At 38.9% G+C, this 23,430-nt stretch carries 9 protein-coding genes; all 9 read left to right on the forward strand.

Translation table 11 applies throughout. The features are described 5' to 3' along the window. Window positions 1-49: 49 nt before the first annotated feature. The 9 genes from KYH19_RS06720 (at window position 50) to KYH19_RS06760 (ending at window position 23,385) form a co-directional block, all read left to right on the forward strand. The gene (locus KYH19_RS06720) at window positions 50-8,617 is read left to right on the forward strand and encodes a non-ribosomal peptide synthetase (RefSeq protein WP_219078073.1); all 8,568 of its coding nucleotides are present in this window, start codon (window positions 50-52) and stop codon (window positions 8,615-8,617) included. Between the two features lie 4 nt (window positions 8,618-8,621). Continuing rightward, complete coding sequence (locus KYH19_RS06725) at window positions 8,622-14,900, forward strand: non-ribosomal peptide synthetase (RefSeq protein ID WP_219078074.1); 6,279 nt, start codon at window positions 8,622-8,624, stop codon at window positions 14,898-14,900. After that, the gene (locus tag KYH19_RS06730) at window positions 14,897-16,549 is read left to right on the forward strand and encodes a cyclic peptide export ABC transporter (RefSeq protein ID WP_219078075.1); all 1,653 of its coding nucleotides are present in this window, start codon (window positions 14,897-14,899) and stop codon (window positions 16,547-16,549) included. Before KYH19_RS06725 ends, KYH19_RS06730 begins: the two co-directional genes overlap by 4 nt. Before the next feature lie 83 nt (window positions 16,550-16,632). Continuing rightward, complete coding sequence (locus tag KYH19_RS06735) at window positions 16,633-18,234, forward strand: MBL fold metallo-hydrolase (protein ID WP_219078076.1); 1,602 nt, start codon at window positions 16,633-16,635, stop codon at window positions 18,232-18,234. 10 nt (window positions 18,235-18,244) lie between these two features. Beyond that, complete coding sequence (locus tag KYH19_RS06740) at window positions 18,245-19,717, forward strand: esterase family protein (RefSeq protein ID WP_219078077.1); 1,473 nt, start codon at window positions 18,245-18,247, stop codon at window positions 19,715-19,717. A 39-nt stretch (window positions 19,718-19,756) separates the two neighbouring features. Next, a complete protein-coding gene (locus KYH19_RS06745; RefSeq protein WP_219078078.1) occupies window positions 19,757-20,437 on the forward strand; it encodes a DUF1028 domain-containing protein in 681 nt (226 codons plus the stop codon). Between the two features lie 47 nt (window positions 20,438-20,484). Next, complete coding sequence (locus KYH19_RS06750) at window positions 20,485-21,216, forward strand: thioesterase II family protein (protein ID WP_219078079.1); 732 nt, start codon at window positions 20,485-20,487, stop codon at window positions 21,214-21,216. A gap of 2 nt (window positions 21,217-21,218) precedes the next feature. Beyond that, window positions 21,219-21,866, forward strand: coding sequence for a 4'-phosphopantetheinyl transferase superfamily protein (locus KYH19_RS06755; protein ID WP_219078080.1), 648 nt, complete (start codon window positions 21,219-21,221; stop codon window positions 21,864-21,866). Between the two features lie 79 nt (window positions 21,867-21,945). Continuing rightward, the gene (locus KYH19_RS06760; RefSeq protein ID WP_219078081.1) at window positions 21,946-23,385 is read left to right on the forward strand and encodes a trehalose-6-phosphate synthase; all 1,440 of its coding nucleotides are present in this window, start codon (window positions 21,946-21,948) and stop codon (window positions 23,383-23,385) included. Window positions 23,386-23,430: the final 45 nt, after the last annotated feature.

Genomic DNA, 23,430 nt, shown 5'->3' on the forward strand with positions numbered 1-23,430 from the left:
GTGTGCGGATTATTTTATCAAATATATCTCTTCAAATTAACCTAAATCAATGGAAAACAACAAATGTGTAGCCGTGATCGGCATGAGTGGCGTTTTTCCCGAGGCATCAACCCTCGTTGAGCTATACAATAATCTGAAATCCGGTAAAGATAGTGTTCGCCAAATTTCAGATGAAAGAATTGCCAATTCCAGTTTGTCTTATGATAAACGCTATCAGCAAATCGGATTTTTAAACCGTATAGATTACTTCGATAACCAGTTCTTTAAAATATCAAAAAAAGAGGCTGAAGTAATGGATCCTCATCAACGCTTTATATTGGAACTTTGTTGTCAGGCTATCGAAAATTCTGGGTATAAACTTAAAGATGTAAGCGGTTCAAATACGGCGGTGTTTCTATCATCACACCCTTATCCTGCTTACGCATTTTATTTTATAGAAGATGACGATCCTACGGTGCAAACTGGAAATTTAATAGCTATGTCAGCGGGACGTGTATCGCATATATTAAATCTAACGGGGCCAGCTCTTAATATTGATACCGCCTGCTCATCATCTCTGGTAGCAATTCACGAAGCAAGTCAGAAGCTAATCACCGGAGAAGTAGATACTGCTTTAGTAGGAGGGGTGTCATTAGCAATCAAATATCCTGAAATTTCCAGTTATGTGACAGGGATCACCTCGCCAGATGGAAAAAGTAAAGCGTTTGACCAATCTGCTAACGGGACAGGCGGAGGAGAAGGCGGTGGAATTCTGTTCCTGAAACGACTTGATATGGCAATTGAGGATAATGATATCATACACGCAATTATTAGAGGTGGCGCTATAAATCAAGACGGTGGCCGGTCAAACGGCCTAACGGCACCTAGTCCAGTTGCCCAGGCAGAAGTCCTTAAAAAAGCTTGGAAAAATGCTGAAATCGATCCTGAATCAATTGGTTATATTGAAGCACATGGAACTGGTACAAAGCTCGGCGATCCTATAGAATTTCAGGCAATTTCAGATGCTTTTAATGCTTTCACCGACAAAAGACATTTCTGTGCTGTCAGCACTATAAAAACTAACATCGGGCATTTGGATAATGCCGCTGGTATTGCTGGTGTCATTAAAGGGATATTGGCATTGAAAAATAGGGCATTATTTCCTTCACTTCATTTTACCATTCCTAATCCATACATAGATTTTGAAAATAGCGCAGCTTATATAAATACAGATTTTAAAGAATGGGAGAGTTGTGGTTTTCCGCGCAGATGCGGAATTAGCTCCTTTGGTTTAAGTGGAACTAATGCACATATTGTTTTAGAGGAGGCTCCTTCTCACGCACAGAAAGTTATCGAAAATGAGAACGACGATTTGCCGTCGTTTCTTAAAATTTCGGCCAAGACAAGCATCGCATTAACCCAATATATCGATCACATCATCCAATACCTGAGGGTAGCTGACTCAGCTTTCTCTGACATAGTATATTCGCTCAACACCGGACGGGATGATTATAAATATAGAGTAGCATTAGTATTCGAAAGCAAGGAACAACTTATTGAGGACCTTAATGAAATCAGAAACGAACTGAAACGAAATGAGGTTGTGTCAGTTCCTGATAATATTCAAACTGTTTTATTGCTTTCTGATAGTATTTTGGATGCAGAACTTTTTATGCATTTGGTGTCAAGCAACCGTCTTTTTAGCAAACTAAAACTTGATATCGAAAAAATTGTCGGATTTGATATATCTGATCATCATATACTGAGTTCTTTTTCGATCCAGTATTTCTTAATCAAGCAGTGGGAAACTTACGGAATAAAAATCAATAAAATAATTGCTACGGGAATCGGAAAAATAATTAAAGACCTTTTCAGAGGCCATATTGATTTAACCAGGGCCATTACCTTAATTACTGAATCAGAAATAGGTAACGATTCGTTTGACGAAGAAAAATTCAGATTTTATTTAAATGAATTACAGGCATCTACACCATTAGTTTTATTGGAGGTAGGTAAAGATAGTTTATTAGTAAAAACATTGAGGACTTGGTCAGATAGCGATCGGTTTACTATAATTTCACCACTAACCGGTAATAATTCTACGCTGCAGCAACTTTCTGAACTATACAGATTTGGGTTTGATATAGACTGGGGTTGTTATTATTCTGGTAGTACGGCCCGGCGTGTAGAAGTTCCTGTTTATCCCTTTGAACGTGTGCGTTGCTGGATCAGGGAAGCCTTACCCACGCGTGTCCACAACTGGTTTCATGAATTGGTTTGGGATGCTGCCGAAGCTAAAGGTTTTACTGGAGTTACTGGGAACAGTTATGTGATCATCATGGACGAACTTGGTTTAGGTTTGGGATTGATATCCGCCCTACGTTTGGCCGGGAACGAATGTATTACGGTAAGTCGTGGTAAGCGATACGAGATGGAGTCTGCTGGTGCATATATTATAGATCCGGAAGAAGAATCGTGTTATGAACAGCTTTATGAGGATTTACGTACCATGACTAAACTGACGGGGATCATAGATTTATCGGGATATCGTAAGGTTGAAGCTGGCACGGAGGCCCAGGCCGTTAAGTATTTGTACTCGCAGGTATACCTGGCCAAATATTTTAGCGGTCATCTGTGTCGTAAGGGCTTTGAATATGTACAGGTAAGCAGTAATGGTTACCGTATCGGTACAGGAGATGATCCGGTTTTAGCTATCCACACTGCAGGCAGTTGTTTTTTAAAGGGCGTATTATCAGAATATACAGGTTTAAAAGCACGTGGCATAGATGTAGACATTTATACAGAGCATGTATCGGATGCCATCGGTTATGTGTTTAAAGAACTGGGAACGGAAGATAACATAAAGTTTGTTGGCTACCGTTTGGGTAAACGTTATGTTCAGCAATTTAAGAAAGTGGCGGCTCCTGAGCTGCACCAGTCATCCGTACCGGTTATCCGTTCGGGAGGTGTTTACCTAGTTACTGGGGGTGCCAGCGGTATCGGACTGGAAATAAGCAAGTCTTTATCAAGAGTATCAGGTGTCAGGCTGATCATTCTGGGGCAGACCTTCTTACCGGTCAAAGCGCAGTGGAATGATACCTCAGACCTTAGCCCTGTGGAACAGGAGCGGATCTCGGCCTTGAAATCACTGGAAGCATCAGGCGCCTTGGTAGATTATTATGGTCTTGATATGCGTGAAGAAGCGGCGATGTCTGTAACATTTGAGAAAATAAGACAGACGACGGTTAAGCTGGATGGGATCATACATTCCGCAGGTGTTGGTATAAGCGGTTATAGTTTGTCAGAACAGACAAATTCAGAAATAGACAGTATCCTGGGCCCAAAGATCTATGGGACTTATTTTCTGGATAAGTACAGCCGGGAACTGCATCCGGATTTTTTAGTGATGTTCAGTTCTTTGAACTCCCTGGTTCCTAAAAGGCGGAGTGCAGTTTATGCAGCTGCTAACGGTTATCAGGATGGTTATTGTAATTATTCTGGTTATCAGGGGACAAAATTTATCGGGATCAACTGGCCTGGCTGGTCAGAGTGTGGTATGGGCGCGCGGGGTTTGGGCGGATCAGCACCTGAAAACACGGGCGAAGATGTGCTGAAGCATATAACAACGGGTGATGGTATAGATAGTTTCTATGCCTTATTGGATATGGGCCGTGCTAACACAGCGGTAGCAGAAGTAGATATCACCGGATTTAAGATAAACCCGTTTTTCAGCGTGGGAAATGAAGTTGTGCTGAATCCTTCAGTGTCAATGGGCTTATCCCCATCTGCGGGGGAAGGTTCCGGGCCGGATGAGGCTTTAACAATCAGTGGTTTAAGTCAGGCTGAATCCAGGGTTCATATGGTTTGGCAGGAGATACTGAAAGCAGAAACCATATCGGTGGATTCAGATTTTTTCGAGATGGGTGGCCATTCATTGAATGGCAGCCAGGTAATTAATCGTCTAGAGAAGCTTTTTGAGGTAGAGCTGGAATTTGAGGATTTGTTTGAATACCCAACGATTCGTTCATTGTCAGCATATATAGAACAATTGCAGTCAGCGGGCGATATGACTGAGTATTCAGATATATCGCATATTCCGGATTCTGTTTATTATGATTTGTCACATTCACAGCGTCGTTTGTGGGCGCTGAGCCACCAACCTGGTTCAGGTCTGGCCTATAACCTAGTTGGGACGCATGTTTTGGAAGGTGATCTTGATGTGGAAGCCTTCCGACGTGCCTTTGGGGAAGTAGTTTCCCGTCACGAGATTCTTCGGACAGGTTTCCATGAGGTATCCGGGGAACCTGTTCAACAGGTTGAGCCCTTTTCATCGATGGGCTTTTCTGTGGTTTACAGGGATTTGCGCGGATTATCGGAGGATTCCGTGGAACTCCAGGAGATTATCCGTGAAGAGGTATCAAAGCCTTTTGATTTATCGGAGGCCGGACTGTTGCGTTCACAGTTGCTGCATCTGTCAGCCGACCGTTATCTGTTTGTATTTACGATGCATCATATCATTTCCGATGGCTGGTCGATGCGTGTATTGCTCAAAGAAGTATCGGTACTTTATCTTTACTATAAGAAAGGTGGTGCTTACCCTTTGGCTGAGCTCAGGCTTCAATACCGTGATTATGCGCGTTGGCAGGTCCAGGAGCTGGCCGATCCGGCCCACCGCTCCCGTGCCTACTGGAAAGAGCAGTTTTCGGGGCAGCTTCCCTTACTTTCGGTTCGCGGTGATAAGTCACGGCCTGTACAGAAGAGTTATAATGGTTCCCGAGAGCACTTTATGATCGGTGCGGATGTTTCCGATGGTCTGAGCATGCTGAGCCGTTCCCATGACAGCACACTTTATATGGGTGTACTGACATCTCTTTATATCCTGTTGTATAAATACAGCCATCAGCGTGATATCATCATCGGTACGCCTGTTTCTGGCCGTTCTCACCGGGACCTTGAAGAGCAGATCGGTTTTTATGTGAATACACTGGCATTGCGGATGCAGTTTGAAGAAAGCTGGAGCTATATCGGCCTGTTACGCCGTGTAAAAGAACGGTGCCTGGAAGCTTTTGCCCATGACCAATATCCATTTGACTGTTTATTGGAAGACCTGTCTCTGGTCCGGGATCCGGGCCGTAGTCCGTTGTTTGATGTGATGCTCACCTTTGAAGGTTCGGGTTCTTCGGAAGAAATGCTTGAGGGGATTACGATCAGTAATAATGAGACGGAGCTTCCGGTAAGCAAGTTTGACCTGACCTGGATAGTTGTGTCTGGCGAATCCGGTCTGTCGGTAAACATTGAGTACAATACAGATTTGTTCAGCCGGGAGTGGATATTGCAGTTAGGCAGTCATTACCAAGAGCTTTTACGGAGTATCGTTTTAAATCCGGATATGCGGCTGCATGAACTGAATTGTCTGACAACAGCAGAAGCGGAACGTTTCCATCAGGTTCCTTTTTTTAGTTTTCCCTTGGGTACGCTCCACTCTGTTTTCGAAGAACGTGTCCTGGCAGGTGGCAGCTCAGTAGCTTTAAGTTACCAGGGGGCCTCCTTAAGTTATAGCGAACTGTCTTTCCGGAGCAACCAGCTTGCCCGCTATTTACGGGATGTGCAGGGTGTTACTGCCAATGATCTGATCGGTATTTTGTTATCACCAGGTTTAGATATGGTCGTATCTGTACTGGGGATTTTAAAAGCCGGTGGCGGATATGTTCCGCTGGACCCTTCTTATCCTGAGGACCGTATAGGTTTTATGGTAAAGGACTCGTCTGTAAAAGCTGTTCTCACCACCGGATCATTTTCAGTCCTGTTGGGATCGTGTAGTGGACCAACGGTTTTATTGGTAGATGAGGTATTTTCCGGACAGGGCAGTTACAGTGGTGCATCCCTGGCAGATCTCAACAATCCTGCAGATACGGCATACGTAATTTATACATCCGGGTCTACAGGAACGCCCAAAGGGGTGTCTGTAAGCCATTCGAATGTAATGAACTTATTGTTTCATGATGATTTTGAATATGAGTTCAGCAGTTCAGATGTTTGGGTTTTGGCGCATTCCCTGTGTTTTGATTTTTCGGTGTGGGAACTCTTCGGGAGCCTTCTTAACGGAGGTAGGCTTGTAGTTATTTCGCGGGATACTGCCCGTAATACGATGGCTTTTGCCGATATGCTGGAAACAGAAAGGGTCAGTGTCCTGAATCAGACGCCATCGATGTTCAGTAACCTTTTAACCGAGATACTGGAGCGTGATCATATCCGCCTTGGCCTGCGTTATGTGATATTCGGTGGGGAAGCCTTGAAACCGGGTATGCTACAGTTATGGCACAAGCGTTATCCTGATGTTCGGCTGGTCAATATGTATGGGATAACGGAGACAACGGTCCACGTAACCATTAAAGAGATCGGCGAGTCGGAGATCACCTGCGGTCAAAGTAACATAGGTGTTCCCTTTAAGAGTCATTATATCTGTTTGGTGGATGATCTTTTATGCCCTGTACCTGACGGATCTGTAGGAGAGATCATTGTCGGGGGTGCATCGGTAAGCGGTGGTTACCTGAACCGGGAAAGCTTAAGCGGTGAAAGGTTCATCAGTCTTCCTGGCCGTCCATCTGAGCGTTTTTACCGCTCGGGTGACTTGGCCGTACGTATGCCTAACGGTGAATATGTATATATGGGCAGAAAGGACATGCAGGTAAAGATCCGGGGCTACCGTATTGAGACAGGAGAAATAGAAAGTGTACTTATGGGGCACAGCTCGGTCAGGTCAGCAGCCGTACTTGCCCGTACAGATGCCTCCGGCATAGCCAGTTTATGTGCTTATTACTCAGTGACGGAGGCCCTGGACAGTTCAGAAGTGCGGAACTACCTGCGCATGCATCTTCCGGACTACATGCTTCCATCCGTTTATATAAAAGTTGACTCGATCCCTTATACCAGCAATGGTAAGGCTGACTACGACCAGCTGAAATCCATCGTGTTAGCGGAGGAGGAAGAAAAGCCCTTAGCATTACCCGAAACGGAGATACAGTCTGTATTATTGAGTGTATGGCAGGGCGTACTTAACCGTTTCCATCTGGGTATAGATGACAATTTTTTCGAGGTTGGTGGAGATTCGATCAAGGCGATCCAGATCTCAAGCCGCCTGTATAAAGAGGGTTATAAGCTAGAAGTACGGCAGTTGTTTGAACATCCTACGATCCGTCTTCAAAGTTTATATGTGAGCCCTGTAGTTGTTGTTGCCGATCAGGGGGCTGTTCATGGCGAGGTATTATTGAGCCCGGTCCAGCAATGGTTTTTTGGTAGCGGTCACCCTGACCGCCATCATTACAACCAATCAGTAATGCTGGCCGTACCTTCGGGACTGGATGAGTCTGGACTGAGTTCGATACTGACCGCCCTTCAGAGGCACCACGATATATTGCGTGTTTATTACAAGGAAGCAGGTAGGGATATCCGTCAGCTGACGGGTGATCTGTCCCATCCTGTGAGCGTAAAGGTTCTGGATTTGCGTGGCAAGATCAACTGGCAGCAGCAGATGCACGATTCGGGTCAGCAGGTCCAGGAGAGTATGGACCTGTCGTCGGGTCCTTTACTTAAAGTGGTATTGTTCCGTCTTGATTCAGGTGACCGGCTTTTGCTGGTCTCGCACCATTTGGTTATAGATGGTGTTTCCTGGCGGATATTGTTTGAGGACCTAGACCAGCTGACCATTCAGTACCGGAACGGTGAGGAGTATAAGCTGCCATTGAAGACAGACTCTTACCAGCGCTGGGTTTCGGGGCTTTTGGCGCATGTTCCTGTTCTCCAGTCATTGGAGCAGGATTATTGGGCTGCTGTGGTGGAACGTTCTTTGGGGTCAAAGTTATGGCCATCCTTTGAAGGTTCTTATCAGACAGGAGAAATGGGGGTGGTCTCATTTACTTTGGACCGGGATGAAACAGAAATGCTGCTGACTGGGGTGAACGGTGCTTATAATACAGAGATAAACGATATCCTTCTTACGGGCCTTTTCCGCTCGTTACATCAGGAGTACGGCCAAGACCGTTTGCTGGTGTCGATGGAAGGACATGGTCGGGAGGAGATCCTCGCCGGAGTTGATATCAGCCGCACGGTTGGTTGGTTTACCAGTATCTATCCGTTGTTACTGGAAGTTTCGGTTGGTTCATCGATATCGGACCAGCTGATTGCGGTGAAGGAACAGTTGCGTCAGGTTCCGTCCAGGGGTATAGGTTACGGCATACTTGCTTACCTTGGAAATGGGGTTTTGTCGGGTAGTATCTCCCCTGAGATCAGTTTCAATTACCTGGGACAGTTTGACTCAGATACAGCGGATAAGGAATTCGATATCGCAACAGAATCCTCGGGCCAAAGCCGCAGTCCCAGAACGCAGAGCACTTTTGTGCTGGATATATCGGGAATGATCGTCTCGGGGGAACTGACCCTTGAGCTGGGTTATCACCAGTTACATATTCCGGCAGAACAGGCCGTACGGCTGAAAGACCACTACCACAATGCCCTTAAAGAGATCATCAATCATTGTGCAAACCTTGAAACCAAACAATTAACCCCTAGCGATTTTAATCAAAATATCGATGTGTTGAGTATGGATGATTTAAATACCATTGAAGGTTTATTCAACTAAAAATATGAGTTCAAATAAAATACAATCCGTTTACCCACTAACACCCATGCAAGAAGGAATGTTATTTCACTTTTTGTATGATGAAAAAGATTCAGCGTATTTCGAACAGGTATCTTATGCGCTAAAAGGTGTCCTGAATATAGATATTTTTAAAAAAAGTGTAGCTCAATTAGTTAGCAGACACGATGCGCTAAGAACTTCAATCGTATATGAAGGTGTATCTAACCCCATGCAAGTTGTATTAACAGAGAGGGAAATCCAATTTCAATACAAAGATTTACGTCAAAAAGGGAATGATATATTAAAAAGTCAATGCATCGAGCAGTATAAAGCTGAGGACAAAGAAAAGAGCTTTAATTTAACTAATGATATTTTAATTAGAATAGCAGTTCTACAAACCCATGCAGATGTATTTGAAATCATTTGGAGTTATCACCATATTATTATGGACGGCTGGTGTATCGGAATTCTAAGCAAAGAATTTTATACCATCTATCACGGCTTGAATAATAATATCTCCTTTCGCCTTCCACCTGTCTCAAATAACTATCAGTCTTATATAGAATGGTTGAAAAGGCAAGATGCTAAAATTTCCAAGTCGTTTTGGGAGGGAGTTTTAGATGGGTACGAAACACCAACTGGAATATTTGGAGCAGATAAAAAATCAGAACAAAAAAGAGGGTATCAGAACGAGTCATTTGAACTAAAGCTGGGTGAGCAGTTGACCAATGATCTTACCAAACTTGCGATCAGTTGCAATGTAACATTCAATATCGTCATTCAAAGCATTTGGTCAATATTATTGGCTAAATATAACAATACACTCGATGTCATGTTTGGCGCAGTGGTTTCTGGTCGACCATCAGAAATACCTGGAGTTGAACATATAGTTGGTCTGTTCATTAATACGATACCTGTAAGGGTGAGGTTTCAAGTCAATACAGATTTCGCGAGCTTAGCTGAAGATATTCAAAAACGATCAATTGAAAGTGAAAAATACCATCATTATCCTTTAGCGGAAATCCAAGTGCAATGGGATCGGAAACGACCGCTTATAGATCATATTCTGATTTTTGAAAATTACCCGATTAGCGAGCAGATTATTGCAAATGATTTAATAGAAAATACTTTTGAAATCTTTAATGGTCAAAACTTCGAACAGACGAGTTATGATCTAAATATTCTCATACTTCCAGGCAGTCAAACCATTATTTGTTTTAAATTCAATGAAAACAAATACACAAAAGATCGCATAAATCAAATTGTTCAAGATTTTTTATCTATTGCAAACGAAGTAATAAAAGCCCCCTACGAAGCCGTTTTTCACAGTAGCTTTGATCAACATAAAGTTGATGAAGGTATAAGTGAGGAAGAGAAAGTGGTGACCTTGGTTGAACATGAGCCAGATATTTCGAAACCAATGGATACCAATCAGCTTGAGATCGCAGAGAAATTAAAAATAATATGGAAAAATATTCTCGATAGTGATCGGCCCGGACTGTCGGATAATTTCTTTGAGCTTGGCGGGCATTCTATAAAAGCAATCAGATTATCATCTTTAATTTATAAACAATTTGGTGTCAGAATTAGTGTCCGAAATGTGTTTGATAATCCCACTATAAAAGGTTTAAGCGCCCTAATAGCGGTTTCAGAAAATGATAAATATCAAAAAATTCCTTTAGTACCAAAGTCGGACTATTATGAAGTTTCGCATTCACAAAAAAGGTTATGGATTCTTAATAGACTAGAAAAAACAACAGCATTATATAATATTTACTTTACGTATAAATTTGACAATACCTTAAATGTGGATGCTTTTAATAAAGCATTTGAGGTTCTTGTTAATCGCCACGAAATCCTTCGTTCCTACTTCATCTCAATAAACGACGAACCAAAACAAGTGGTCGATGAAAGTTATACCTGCCAACCGGAAATTGTTGATTTTCCCGGGGCTGAGGCGGAAATTTTGGACGATTTTTTTTCTGTTGAAATTAATTCTCCATTTGATCTCGAAAAAAAAGGACCTCTCCTCAGATGTAAAATAATTAATAACAAATCGAACTATTTTCTTTTGTTCGTTATACATCACAGCATTGCAGATGCACAATCTCTGGGTGTTTTAAAAACAGAACTGATCATATTATATAATGCTTTTATTAAAGGGGAAAACAATCCTTTAAAGCCACTGCGTATTCAATATAAAGACTTCTCAGCCTGGCAAAATAATGTAATTAAATCAAATGGAGGTTCAGAACACAAAAAATATTGGATTGACCTATTTGCCGGAGAGTTACCCGTTCTTGACTTTCCTACCGATAAAGAAAGACACCCTATAAAGACTTATAATGGCGAATTTTTATCGTTGGATTTTTCTGAAAAAGAATTACTAGCTATAAAAAAAATAACAATAACAAATAATTCCAGCCTGTTTATTACGCTTTTGGCAGCGGTTAAGGTATTGCTGTTCAGATACACCGGACAAAGAGATATAACGATCGGAACAACCGTGGCCGGACGCGAGCATCCCGAATTGCAAGATCAAATTGGATTTTTTGTTAATACCTTAGTTCTTCGATCTCAGTTGGAAGAGGATATTACCTTTAATGGGTATGCAGACATACTTAGAGAGCATGTAATGGATGGCTTTAGTCATCAGATATATCCTTTTGACCTCTTAGTAGAAGAGTTGAATTTAGCGAGGGATCTAAGCCGTTCCCCTTTGTTTGACATATTGGTAGAGTTTCAGGATATGGAAACACATACGGGAAATCCAGAAATGGACGGACTTTCTATAGAACTTGTAGATAATAAGTTTTTGACGACGAAATACGATTTGTCTTTTAAATTCATTCAGGAAAAGTCTTTAACGCTTTATCTTGAATTCAATACTGATCTGTTTGATCGGATACGCATTGAGAAAATATTAGCACATTTTAAGGAGTTAATATCATCGTTAGTTACCAATCCCGATCAAAAAATCCGCGATATCAATCTAATTCCGAATATCGAAATAGTACAGGCTGCTGAATTTAACAATACGAAACATGATTTTCAGGATTGCGCGGTATCGCTAACTACACTGTTAGAAAAACAGAGCTTAGATTGTCCAGATTCAATTGCCACTATTACAGATGATCGAGCACTCACTTATAGAGAGCTTAATAGTTTAGCGAATAAACTAGCGGCTTATTTACAACAAAATTTTAAGGTAAGAAAAGGAGATGTAGTTGCCATATTAGCCCATCGCTCTGAATGTTTAATTGCAGCTATTATAGCGATAATGAAAACTGGTGCTGTATTTCTACCGATTGACCCTAAAAATCCAAAGGAAAGAATAAAGTATATTTTGGAAGATTCCAATGCAGTTGCTTTACTAACAGAATCGGAATTTTTATTTGATATAGATTTTGCAATTAATCATCTTTTTGCATTAGATGTACAAACTTATAGCCTGCCTGAAGGAGATATTCAATATAAAATTAGTACAGATACTTCTGATCTCCTATACATTATTTATACATCTGGCTCCACCGGAACACCAAAGGGGGTAGCCATCGAAAATCGTAGTTTTGTGAATTATTTGCTCTGGGCCAACGAATATTATTTTGGAAATAAATGTGGCTATCATTTTGCTTTTTTTACCTCTATTTCTTTTGATCTGACTTTAACAAGTATTTTCTCTACGTTGTTGAGGGGCGATAAACTTACAATATTTAAAGATGCACCGATAGATAATTTGCTTGAAAATGTCTTCTTCGGTAAGGCAGATGTCAATACGGTAAAGCTGACACCATCGTCAATAACCATCTTAAGCTATTTTGCTATTAGGCCTACTAAAATTAAAAATGTGATAATTGGTGGCGAAGAACTGTTACCAAGTCATATAAGTACACTATGGAATATTAATACTGAAATTAATATTTATAATGAATATGGACCAACTGAAACTACGGTAGGAAGTTCCGTGAAAAAAATAAAAAATGAGAATACGAATATCAGCATAGGAAAGCCAATAGCTAACACTAAAATATATTTGCTTAATTCAGATGGCGTGTTAGTGCCACAAGGCGTAGTGGGGTATATTCATATTGAGGGGGCTGGTTTAGCTCGAGAATATATCAATGATCCCAAGCTAACAACTGAAAAATTTATTTACAGGAGATCAATTACAACTGAGCGCCTGTATAACACAGGTGACCTTGGCAAATGGGATTTAAATAACGAGTTGCAATATTTAGGACGTGATGATAATCAAATCAAGATACGAGGCTATAGGGTCAACTTAACTGAAATTGAACAAGTTTTGGGAGCAGATCCTGATGTTAAGCAAGTTATCATATTAAATAGGGATGCTGGAGATCCAGAACTTACCGCATATATATTGTCTGACAACAGCGATATCGAGCCGCGGCTTAGAACGCTAGCTGCTAAGCATCTTCCTGCTTACATGATTCCAGATCACTTTATCGTATTAAATGAACTGCCAGTTAATAACAATGGAAAAGCTGATCATAATCAATTGAGGAGCAAGAAACCAGAAAGAGCGACGAAACAGTATAATCCCCCTTCGGATAATACTGAATATAAACTGGCCGAGATATGGGGTGAAATTCTATTGAAAGATATTTTGGACGTGGAGGAGAATTTTTTTGGATCAGGAGGACATTCCCTAAATGCAATAAAATTAGTTTCTAGAATTGAAAAAAGTTTTAATATAAAACTTAGCCTGATGGAGATTTTTTCTAACCCAACAATAAGCGCGCTTGCAGAAATTATCCGCACATCAGAAAAACTACAAGTAAATATAATTAACCCGATCCAACCCGCTAATGTATATGATTTGTCTCACGGACAAAAAGGACTTTTTTTTAAGTATATGCACCTTAGAGAGCCATTTGTATTTAATATGGCCCGTGTTTTTGAGATTCAGGACGTCGATCCTGAAAAACTAAAAAGCGCTTTTAATGAGATAATCAAAAGACACGAAGCACTTAGAACCATTTTTTTAAGTCTCAACGGCGAGCCAAAGTTGAGGATAATTCCTTCCGAAGAATTTAAATTTAACATTGAATATCACGATTTACGGCAACGGGAGGATAGATATGGCCAATTTAAAGTAATTAGGAATAAGCTGGCAACACAAAAATTCGATTTTTTAAAAGGTCCCTTGTTTAGCGTGAATCTTATCAACATTGAAGATGATACTTCGTTTGTAATTTTTATCGTTGACCATATTATCTGTGATGCGTGGTCAATGACAATAGTTGAAAAAGAACTGGCTTTTTTATATAATAAAAATAGCTCTACTCAAGATGTATTGCCGCCACTTCGGATTCAATACAAAGACTATGCTCACTGGCAACAGGAACAGTTAAATCAAGGTAGTTTTAATATTTACAGAGATTTTTGGCGTAATATGTTAGGCAGTAACCTACCCATTATTGATCTTCCGTATGACTATGCTATTCCTTCATCAATATCGATCAAAATTCCATCATACCGTAATCATTTACATAAGGAGGTGGAACAGTTTTTTCAGATTAATCCGCGGGATGTTTCACAACTGTATGGCGTCATATTTTCAGCGAAACCCTTGACCGGCGCGTCTTACAAAGTGAAAATTTTTGGCAAGCTCGCTAACGATCTCCGTGAAATACCGGTAAAATATGATTTAAGCTTATTTAACATCTTATTGACCGCCTTAAACACCTACCTTTTTGTTTTAACCGGACAAGCGGACCTGGTAATTGGAACTCCCACCTCTATCAGGGAAGACGAGGATGTAAATAAGATCTTCGGTTGGTTTTTAGATACCTTAATATTAAGAAATCATATTGATGAAAATCATACGTTTTTGCAAAATGCATTGAAGATTTCAGCAAATGGGGCAGAAGCATTAGATAACCGATTCTACCCTTTTGAAAGATTACTGGATGATTTGGACATACCATTCTTTAAAATAGGTAAGGTGTTCTTACATCTAATGAATATGGAAAAGGATCATGTTCTCAATCTTGACCCAACAGATGTTACGCCAATGCATTGCAATACAGGTACTCCGACATTTGACATCAACTTCACTTTTATTGAGTACGCAAATGGTTACGAATTAACTTGCGATTATCGAGAGGAGCTCTTCAATGCGGAATCAATTGCAAAAATGATAGATGAGTATATCGAAATTTTGGGAAAAATAAAAGACTATATCAATCTACCAATATATCAAATGAAAAACAATCTTAATTATCAGGGCACCTCCCAAAATAATACCAAAGCAATATGAATATTTTAGAAATTTTTAGAAAAAAATCTGTCTTTTTCTATGCCCGCCTTATACTTGTTGGGCTGGTTAATAGCGCCTTTTATAGTGGGCTATTAATCTTTATCAATGATGCAATTTCAGGCAAAAGAAATCTGGTTCCTGCTAATATTGGATGGCTCGTTTTTTCTATTTTTATATTATTGTCATTTTTTATCAGCAAACTCTTTCAGAGTTACCTGATCAGGCTTTCATTTGAAATAATGGCAGATTATGAATTGTTATTAATTGATAAGCTAAGAAAAGTAGGTTTAGAGAAGTTTGAAAAGCTAGGAGAAGAAAAAGTTTATTCCGCAATAGCAGATACAAGAATTTTATCACGCCTTCCCGAAGTTTTTATCAATTCTATAAATTCATTTGTCATCATCTGCTGCTGTTTGTTTTATTTATTTTATGAGTCATATCTAATAGGTTCATCTATTTTGGTAGCCCTGCTTGGCTTGCTTTTTATATATCTGTTTAATAATAAGAGTATTGAGGGGAAAATGAATGTTGCCAGGGATCTTCAGAATGACTATTACCGTTACCTGAAAGATTTATTATTCGGTTTTAGGGATATTAAAATGAGCAGTAAAAGAAATGCCGTACTCTTCGATAATTATATCCGGCAGAATCGGCTAAAAGGGAAGGAAATTGGGATTAAAACCTCCATTAATTATCTGAATAATGAACTATTTGGAAGTTATAGCTGGTATATAATTCTAGGAATGTTGATTTTCGTGTTACCCAAACTTTCAACAATTGATCCACAACAAATAACTATTTTCATTGTCACGATACTTTATATGATAAGTCCTGTGGCAACTCTTATATTATTGGTGCCATTTTACACCGAAGTTAAAATAGCATTGGAAAGAGTAAACGAAATTTTTTCCTTTTTTTCAGAACCAGTTCATGAGGATTTGAGCAAAGGAGAAACTAGAACCTTTGAAAAATTTAAGGAATTGCATATTGATAATGTTTACTACGAATACAATGACAAATTTAGTGAGCGAAACTTTACATTGGGACCATTAAGTTTAACAATAAATAAAGGAGAAATATTATTTATAACTGGTGGAAACGGAAGCGGTAAGAGTACTTTTTTAAGTTTGATAACCGGTTTATATCAACCGAAATCTGGCAGTCTATATTATAACGGGAAGGAGATAAACCCGGTCAACCTCAAAGATCTTTCTGACTCAATTTCCGCAATTTTTACAACTAACTATCTTTTCTGCGAAAATTATAACGACTTCGATTTTACAAGGAATCAAGATGTTAATCAAAATTATTTACATGATTTAAATATTGCTGATGTGGTAAAAATAGATAAATCCATTTTCGAAACTCGTTTATCCAAAGGGCAGCAAAAAAGGTTAGCCATGTTGTTTGCTCTAATGGAAGATAAAGAAATTATGGTTTTTGATGAATGGGCTGCTGAACAGGATCCACATTATCGGCAATATTTTTATGAATTTTTCCTACCAAAACTGAGAGATTCGGGAAAAACTATAATTGCTGTTACTCACGACGATAAGTACTTTTCTCAAGCAGATCGGATAATTAAATTTGAATGCGGTATTATAGTAGCTGATTATCCCGCTTCCCCTTCGACGATTTCAACATTGTAATTTCTTTAATGCAAAGTTAAAAAAGGACCGTTTAGCTTAGGATAGTAAGCCAGTTTTATTCTCCAAAATTAACCTAATCATATATGAATGATAAACAAGTTTATTTAAAATCCAACTTAGTATTTGAGCCATTAGTTGATAGGTGGTATGCCTGGACTCACTTAATTTCACCTGCAACTGCCGCGATGAACATCACGGGGCGACACATGAAAATAATCAATTCTTTTATCCAAGCACCACAGGTACATTTAGCCGCCGTTAACAATCCGAAAATGAAAGGAGGCCCATTTATGGATATCAAAGTGGGGGACGTTGATAAAGTTATCAGTCTGAAAAATGAAACCCTTTCAGAACAGAAGGATCTTATTGAATTTTCCGAGGCGATCAAGGATCTGGAGTCACTATTGCGGAGTAAGGCTACCGGCTACTCCATGGAACCCTTATACGCTATGGTACCTGATATCCTAAAAGGTTATGTTGAGTTGGTTTACGATCTAAATTGTAATCCCTCCTATAGGTTTTTTGAATTTCTTCTGTACAACAGTAAGTATTACAAAGAATCCTCCCAAAGTATTGCATTGTGGCTAACGAATAATGATGAACGTCCTTTCTGTTTAAGTACGCCCAGGCTAGATCAGGAAGATATTATAAATTTAAAAATACCGTTTGCCAGTTCGCTGATAGATGATCTTAGCAAGATGAAAAAGCAAGCTGGTTCCTATGAACAGATTAAAAAACTATTGAGTATAGACACAAATCAGGAAGCTTTATTTGAATCCTTTTTCACTTTAGAAGAGCCTGAAAAGTATAAAAAATATGAAGGTGATAAAATACGGATGCGCTATTTTGGTCATGCATGTATCTTGATAGAAACGAACGAGATCAGTATTTTACTTGATCCTCTGATTAGCTATTACGGTTATCAGACCGATGTTGCAAGGTTCTCCGACCTTGACCTACCTGACATCATTGACTATGTACTCATCACCCATAACCATCAGGATCATATTTTATTTGAAACACTGTTGCCATTAAGGCATAAAATCAAGAACATTGTCGTACCTAAGTCTACAAGTGGATCCTTGCAGGATCCAAATTTGGCGTTGGTCTTTAAAAATGTTGGGTTCAAAAATGTGATAGAGATCGGTGAGATGGAATCCATTGAGTTCAAAGGTTGCATTATAACCGGCTTACCTTTTATAGGAGAACACAGCGACTTGAATATTCAAACTAAAATATGCCATCACGTCAGGGTGGGGGAATTTTCTATGTTATTTGCCGCTGATTCTTGTATTATCGAACCCATGCTTTATAATAATGTGCATGAAATAATAGGGGATATTGATGTTCTTTTTCTAGGGATGGAATGTGATGGGGCACCTCTGACATGGTTATACGGTCCATTATTAACAGATGATTTTTCCAGAGACAAAGATCAAACACGCAGATTGGCAGGTTCTAATTTTACCAAAGGCTACACATTGGTTGAGATTTTTAATCCGAAAGAGGTCTATGTCTATGCGATGGGCCAGGAACCATGGCTCGAATTTATCAGCAGTATTAAATATACTCCTGAATCTAACCCAATTTTACAGTCAGATATGCTTGTTAATAAATGTATTGCTGAAGGAATTGTGGCTGAGCGATTGTTTGGTGAAAAAGAAATAATCTATACTAAATTTTAATTATAACCCTATGAAACGATTAATTGTACTCTTAATTTTTATCTGTAGTAACCTCTTTCAAAGTGCTCTCTGTCAGATTACCAAAATAGTCGTGAAATGCGACTCAGTCGGATCAACCTTTCCTGTTTCTGCAAAACTTTATTTTATACTAAAATCCAAGGTTCTCAATAAGGACGCAATTTTCTATCCCGATTACATTAACCCGGAACCTTTTTTTTCGAAAGATTTTGTCAATGTCGAAAAGGGGCAAACACTTATCTTGGATAGTAGTGCATTAGGATACCCTTCTAAATTGAATCAGATATCCAAAGGGATTTATCTTGGACAAGCAATTTTGAATATAAATACTGTAGAGCGATCATACTCAATGGCACCCAAGAATACATATAGCGTTCCTGTTCTTATAGATTTTAGTAAGGATACCGTGATAACCGTCGCAATTGATCATGTGATCCAGAAAAAAACTTTTGAACCAACAAATTTTATTAAAGAACTATCTGTGCCAAGCAAATTACTTAGTGATTTTTATCATTCGCCGACCACTGTAAAAGCAGCTATCATACTTCCGCCATCATACTGGTTACAAAAAGATAAATATTATCCAACAGTTTATGTCATCCCTGGTTACGGGGGAACACATTACGACGCAGTGGAAAATAGTGGTACTTATGTAAATAATAAAAATATCGAGAAAATATATGTTGTACTGAATCCAGAATCATTTTATGGTCATCACGTATTCGCAGATTCAGAAAACAATGGCCCTAGAGCGACTTCATTAATCACTGAGATCATTCCATTTATTGAGGACACCTATAGGGCGTTAAAAGATGGCAGAGCACGGTTCCTGGAAGGACACTCTTCGGGTGGATGGTCAAGTTTGTGGTTGCAGATAAATTATCCTAAAGTTTTTGGAGGTGCTTGGGCAATAGCACCAGATCCAGTGGATTTTACAAGTTTCGACAAGGTAAACCTTTATGGAAAGAACGGAAATATTTTTTATGATGGAAGTAAGGCACGTGTGCTTACAAGAACCCCTGGAGATGTCAAAATAACTTATAAAGAATTGTCAGATAAGGAGGGGGTGCTGGGATACGGCGAACAATTGGGTTCATTCGAAGCAGTATTCAGCACCAAAGGGAGCAATGGACGGCCAGAAAAGTTGTGGAATAGGCAATCTGGGGCTATAAATTCTGAAATATTTAAAAATTGGCAAAAGTATGATATATCGAGTGTTATTGTAAAAAACTGGCCCACGTTGAAAGATAATTTAGAGGGTAAATTACACATTTACGTAGGCTCTGAGGATAATTTTTATTTAGAAGATGCCGTGCGGGTTATGAAGAAAAAAATCGATAATCTCAATACCCGCTTCACTTTAGAGATCTTAAAAGGGCACGACCACTTTTCAATTTATGAAGATAAAGAGGTAAACGAACGAATTAATAATGAAATAGAACAATCAATTAAACAAAATAAATAATCAATTATGAAACTTAATTATCAGCTTACCATTTTTTTATTGTTATTTTCTCTTCAAACATTTGCAACCTGGTCTATAATTATTGTAGATAAAAATACCGGAGAGATTGGTATGGCAGGGGCATCCTGTACAGACGACGTGTATAATATCGGAAAAATCATCCCTGGTAAGGGGGCTATTATTGTACAAGCGGAAAGTAATAACGATGCCCGTCAGATTGGATTCGAGATGATAAACGCAGGTTATTCTTCCCAAGCAATTCTCAATGTATTAAAAAGGAAAACATACCTCCCATGGGATCAGCAATATGCCGTAGTAACATTGAACAAGTCAGGGTATGCCCGTGCCTACACCGGAAAAAATGTTCCGGCTAATAAGGGGGTTTTAACATCCAGAGAATTTTCTATTCAAGGTAATACACTGGCAAGCAAGGTGGCTATTAAGCTAATATATATAGCAATAAAAAAAGCACAGCGCCAAGGGAAAAGTATACAAGAAATCTTGATGATTGCGCTAAGAGCGGGTGCAACGGCTGGTGGCGATAGCCGTTGTGGCACGCAGGTTGCGAGCAGTGCATTTATTTTTGTGTCAAAGCCCAATGATCTGCCAAATAAACCCTATTTTAATTTAACAGTATCTGGAGAAACTGCAAAAAAAGACAATGCTGTTTTATTGCTTCAAAATATGTTTGATGACTATTATACTCATCATACAAAATAGACCGTGAGGTTTCGCAATCTAAAACCTATTTTTTACCTATTTAAACTATGGAATTATTAAATGTTTTTTGCCTGCCATTTGCCGGAGCAAGCAAATATTCCTATCAGAAATTTGCTCAAGTAGCCCCAAGTAAACTAAATATTATACCTTATGAACTACCCGGTAGAGGGGCAAGATATAAAGAAGCGTTACTCACTAACATGGAAAACATGGTCGACGATTTTCTGTCGAATATGCTTTCAAGGTTGAACGCACCTTATGTGATTTATGGACATAGCATGGGCGCGTTGCTGGGATATATGATCACTAAGAAACTAGCTGATAATAATCTTAAGTTGCCAAAGCATCTTTTTCTTTCAGGCAGAGGAGGCCCTTCTGTATCTGGCAACTACCCACATCGTTCATCTTTACCGAAAAAAGAATTTATAAAGAATTTGCAAGAATTAGGAGGAAGTCCTGATAAAGTGCTAGAGGATGATGGATTGATGGAGATATTTGAGCCGATACTTCGTGCAGATTTTAAGTCAATCGAAAGTTATCAATATGCAACAGCTGGCCCATTAGAGGTATCAATTACTTGCCTGATTGGAACTGAAGAAGCAACAACTTATGAAGAAGCTTTAGCCTGGAGAAAGGAAACATCTTTGTCCTTTTGTATAAAAGAATTTCCAGGTAAGCATTTTTTTATTTTCGATCATGCGAAAGAGATAGTGAATATTATTCAACAGTTTGGTTTGGAGGGTTTTACAATCCCAGTTGCTCCTCTTAACAACAAATAACAATGGTGCAATTATTTTACGTTAAATGTGATGAAGATATAAGTAATACTAGGTTTTACAACTATTTGAACGAATTACCGTCAAAATTTCATAATAATATCCTCAAGTATAAAAATCGTGGTGATGCTTTGTTAACTCTTTTTGGTAAGCTTCTATTAGGAACCGCAATAAAAGCCAATAATCTTGATTTATCGCTGGACGATATTTCTTATTCGCTGTTCGGTCGGCCATTTTTTTTCGGTTCGGATATTGATTTTAATATTTCGCATTCGTCTGAATATGTTGTTTGTGCGTTATCACTAACTCAAAAAATTGGAGTCGATATAGAAAAAATATTGTCTATAAATTTTGCGGATTTCGATACCTCATTTTCTACAGAAGAATGGTCGGGTATCAACAGTTCAGGCAATCCATTGCGTACATTTTACCATTATTGGACGGCTAAAGAGGCAGTAATTAAGGCTGATGGAAGGGGCTTATCTATTGAGCCGAAAAGTGTTCTAATCTTTAAAGATCTCGCAACGATCTCAAATCAGAGATGGTATTTAATGTCAATAGATATCGATAAAGACTATGTACTTCATTTAGCTTCTCCAAATAACCTGTTTGGGCAAATCAGTATTCAGGAAGTATGTTTTGATTTCAGTTGATTTAAGCATAGAACTGATAATGCTTTCCCAAATAAAAACTTTTCATCAATACTACCATAACAACCTAATTTATTAGATTATGAGATATATAATTGTTTCCAATCGACTGCCATTAAGAGGCAAACCTGGATCGAACGGTGCTATTGAATTTACACCAAGTATTGGCGGGCTCTCTACAGGACTTTCATCGTATATTAAATCCAGTAATATTACAGAGTATTTATGGATAGGATGGCCAGGAATAGACATTGAAGAGCATGAACAACAAAATGTTACTGACAAACTACTTGAGGATTTTAAATGTGTGCCGGTATTTTTGGATAGAAATTTAGAAAAATACTATTACAATGGTTTTTGTAATCAAACCCTCTGGCCACTTTTTCACATTGATCCTGCAAATACAAAGATCGAGGCTAAATGTTGGGAGTATTACAAGAAAGCTAATGATTTATTTTGTGATAAAGTAATGGAAGTATTTAAGGAAGGTGATATCATATGGATCCATGATTTTCATTTGCTGATGTTACCACAATTGATCCGAAACAAACTACCAAATGCTACTATTGGATTCTTTCAACACATTCCATTTCCATGTTTTGATATTTTTAAAATACTTATGAGTACCTGGCGATCCGAATTATTGCAGGGGGTTTTGGGCGCAGATTTCATTGGGTTCCATATAAATGACTACGTTAATAACTTTGAGCAGGTTATAGCTAGAGTTCTGCGGATTAACTGTGATGGTGGCCGGATCAATCATCAAAATCGTTTAATAAAATATGGAGCATTACCGATGAATATCGATTTTAAAGGTTTTTCGACAATGGCTTCTTCATTAACCGTTCAGCGAAAGGCTGAACAAATGCGGTCACAGTTTTATGGGCAAAAAATTATTCTGTCGATAGACCGGCTTGATTATACCAAAGGGATTATTAACAAATTAAAAGGGTATGGGAATTTTCTTAAAGAAAATCCTCAACAGCACAAGAAAGTTGTCCTTCTTTTAATAGCAGCACCATCTATGCGAAAGGTTAAGGCGTTTGATAAAGTTAAAAAACAGGTCGACCGATTGGTGGCCGAAATTAATAATAGCTTCTGTACAGATGTATGGTTTCCAGTTTTTTATGATCATAAGGCATTGTCTGTAGAAGAAATGGTAACTATTTATACTGTAGCTGACGTGGCATTGGTTACCCCTTTAAGAGATGGTATGAATCTTATTGCGAAAGAATACCTTGCTTCGCGAAATGATCAAAGCGGCGTACTTATTTTGAGCGAAACTGCTGGTGCAAGCATTGAATTATCAGGTGCTCATATTGTTAATCCTTTTAGTATCGATGATATAGCAGAGTCACTAAAAATCGCGTTGGAAGCTGATCCGTTTACGCAAATGCTTAAAAATAAATCAATGCGTTCTCGATTGTCAAGATATAATATTAGTTCCTGGGCTGAAGATAATATCAAAATTTTACTTAAGGTCCGGGAAGATAATATTGTGAAACGACTGATAATAAATTAGAAACTGATGAACCCATCTCAGCCTTAACTAATCAACAAAACTAAA

Source organism: Pedobacter sp. D749 (genome assembly GCF_019317285.1).
In the GTDB taxonomy this organism is placed as follows: Bacteria; Bacteroidota; Bacteroidia; order Sphingobacteriales; family Sphingobacteriaceae; genus Pedobacter.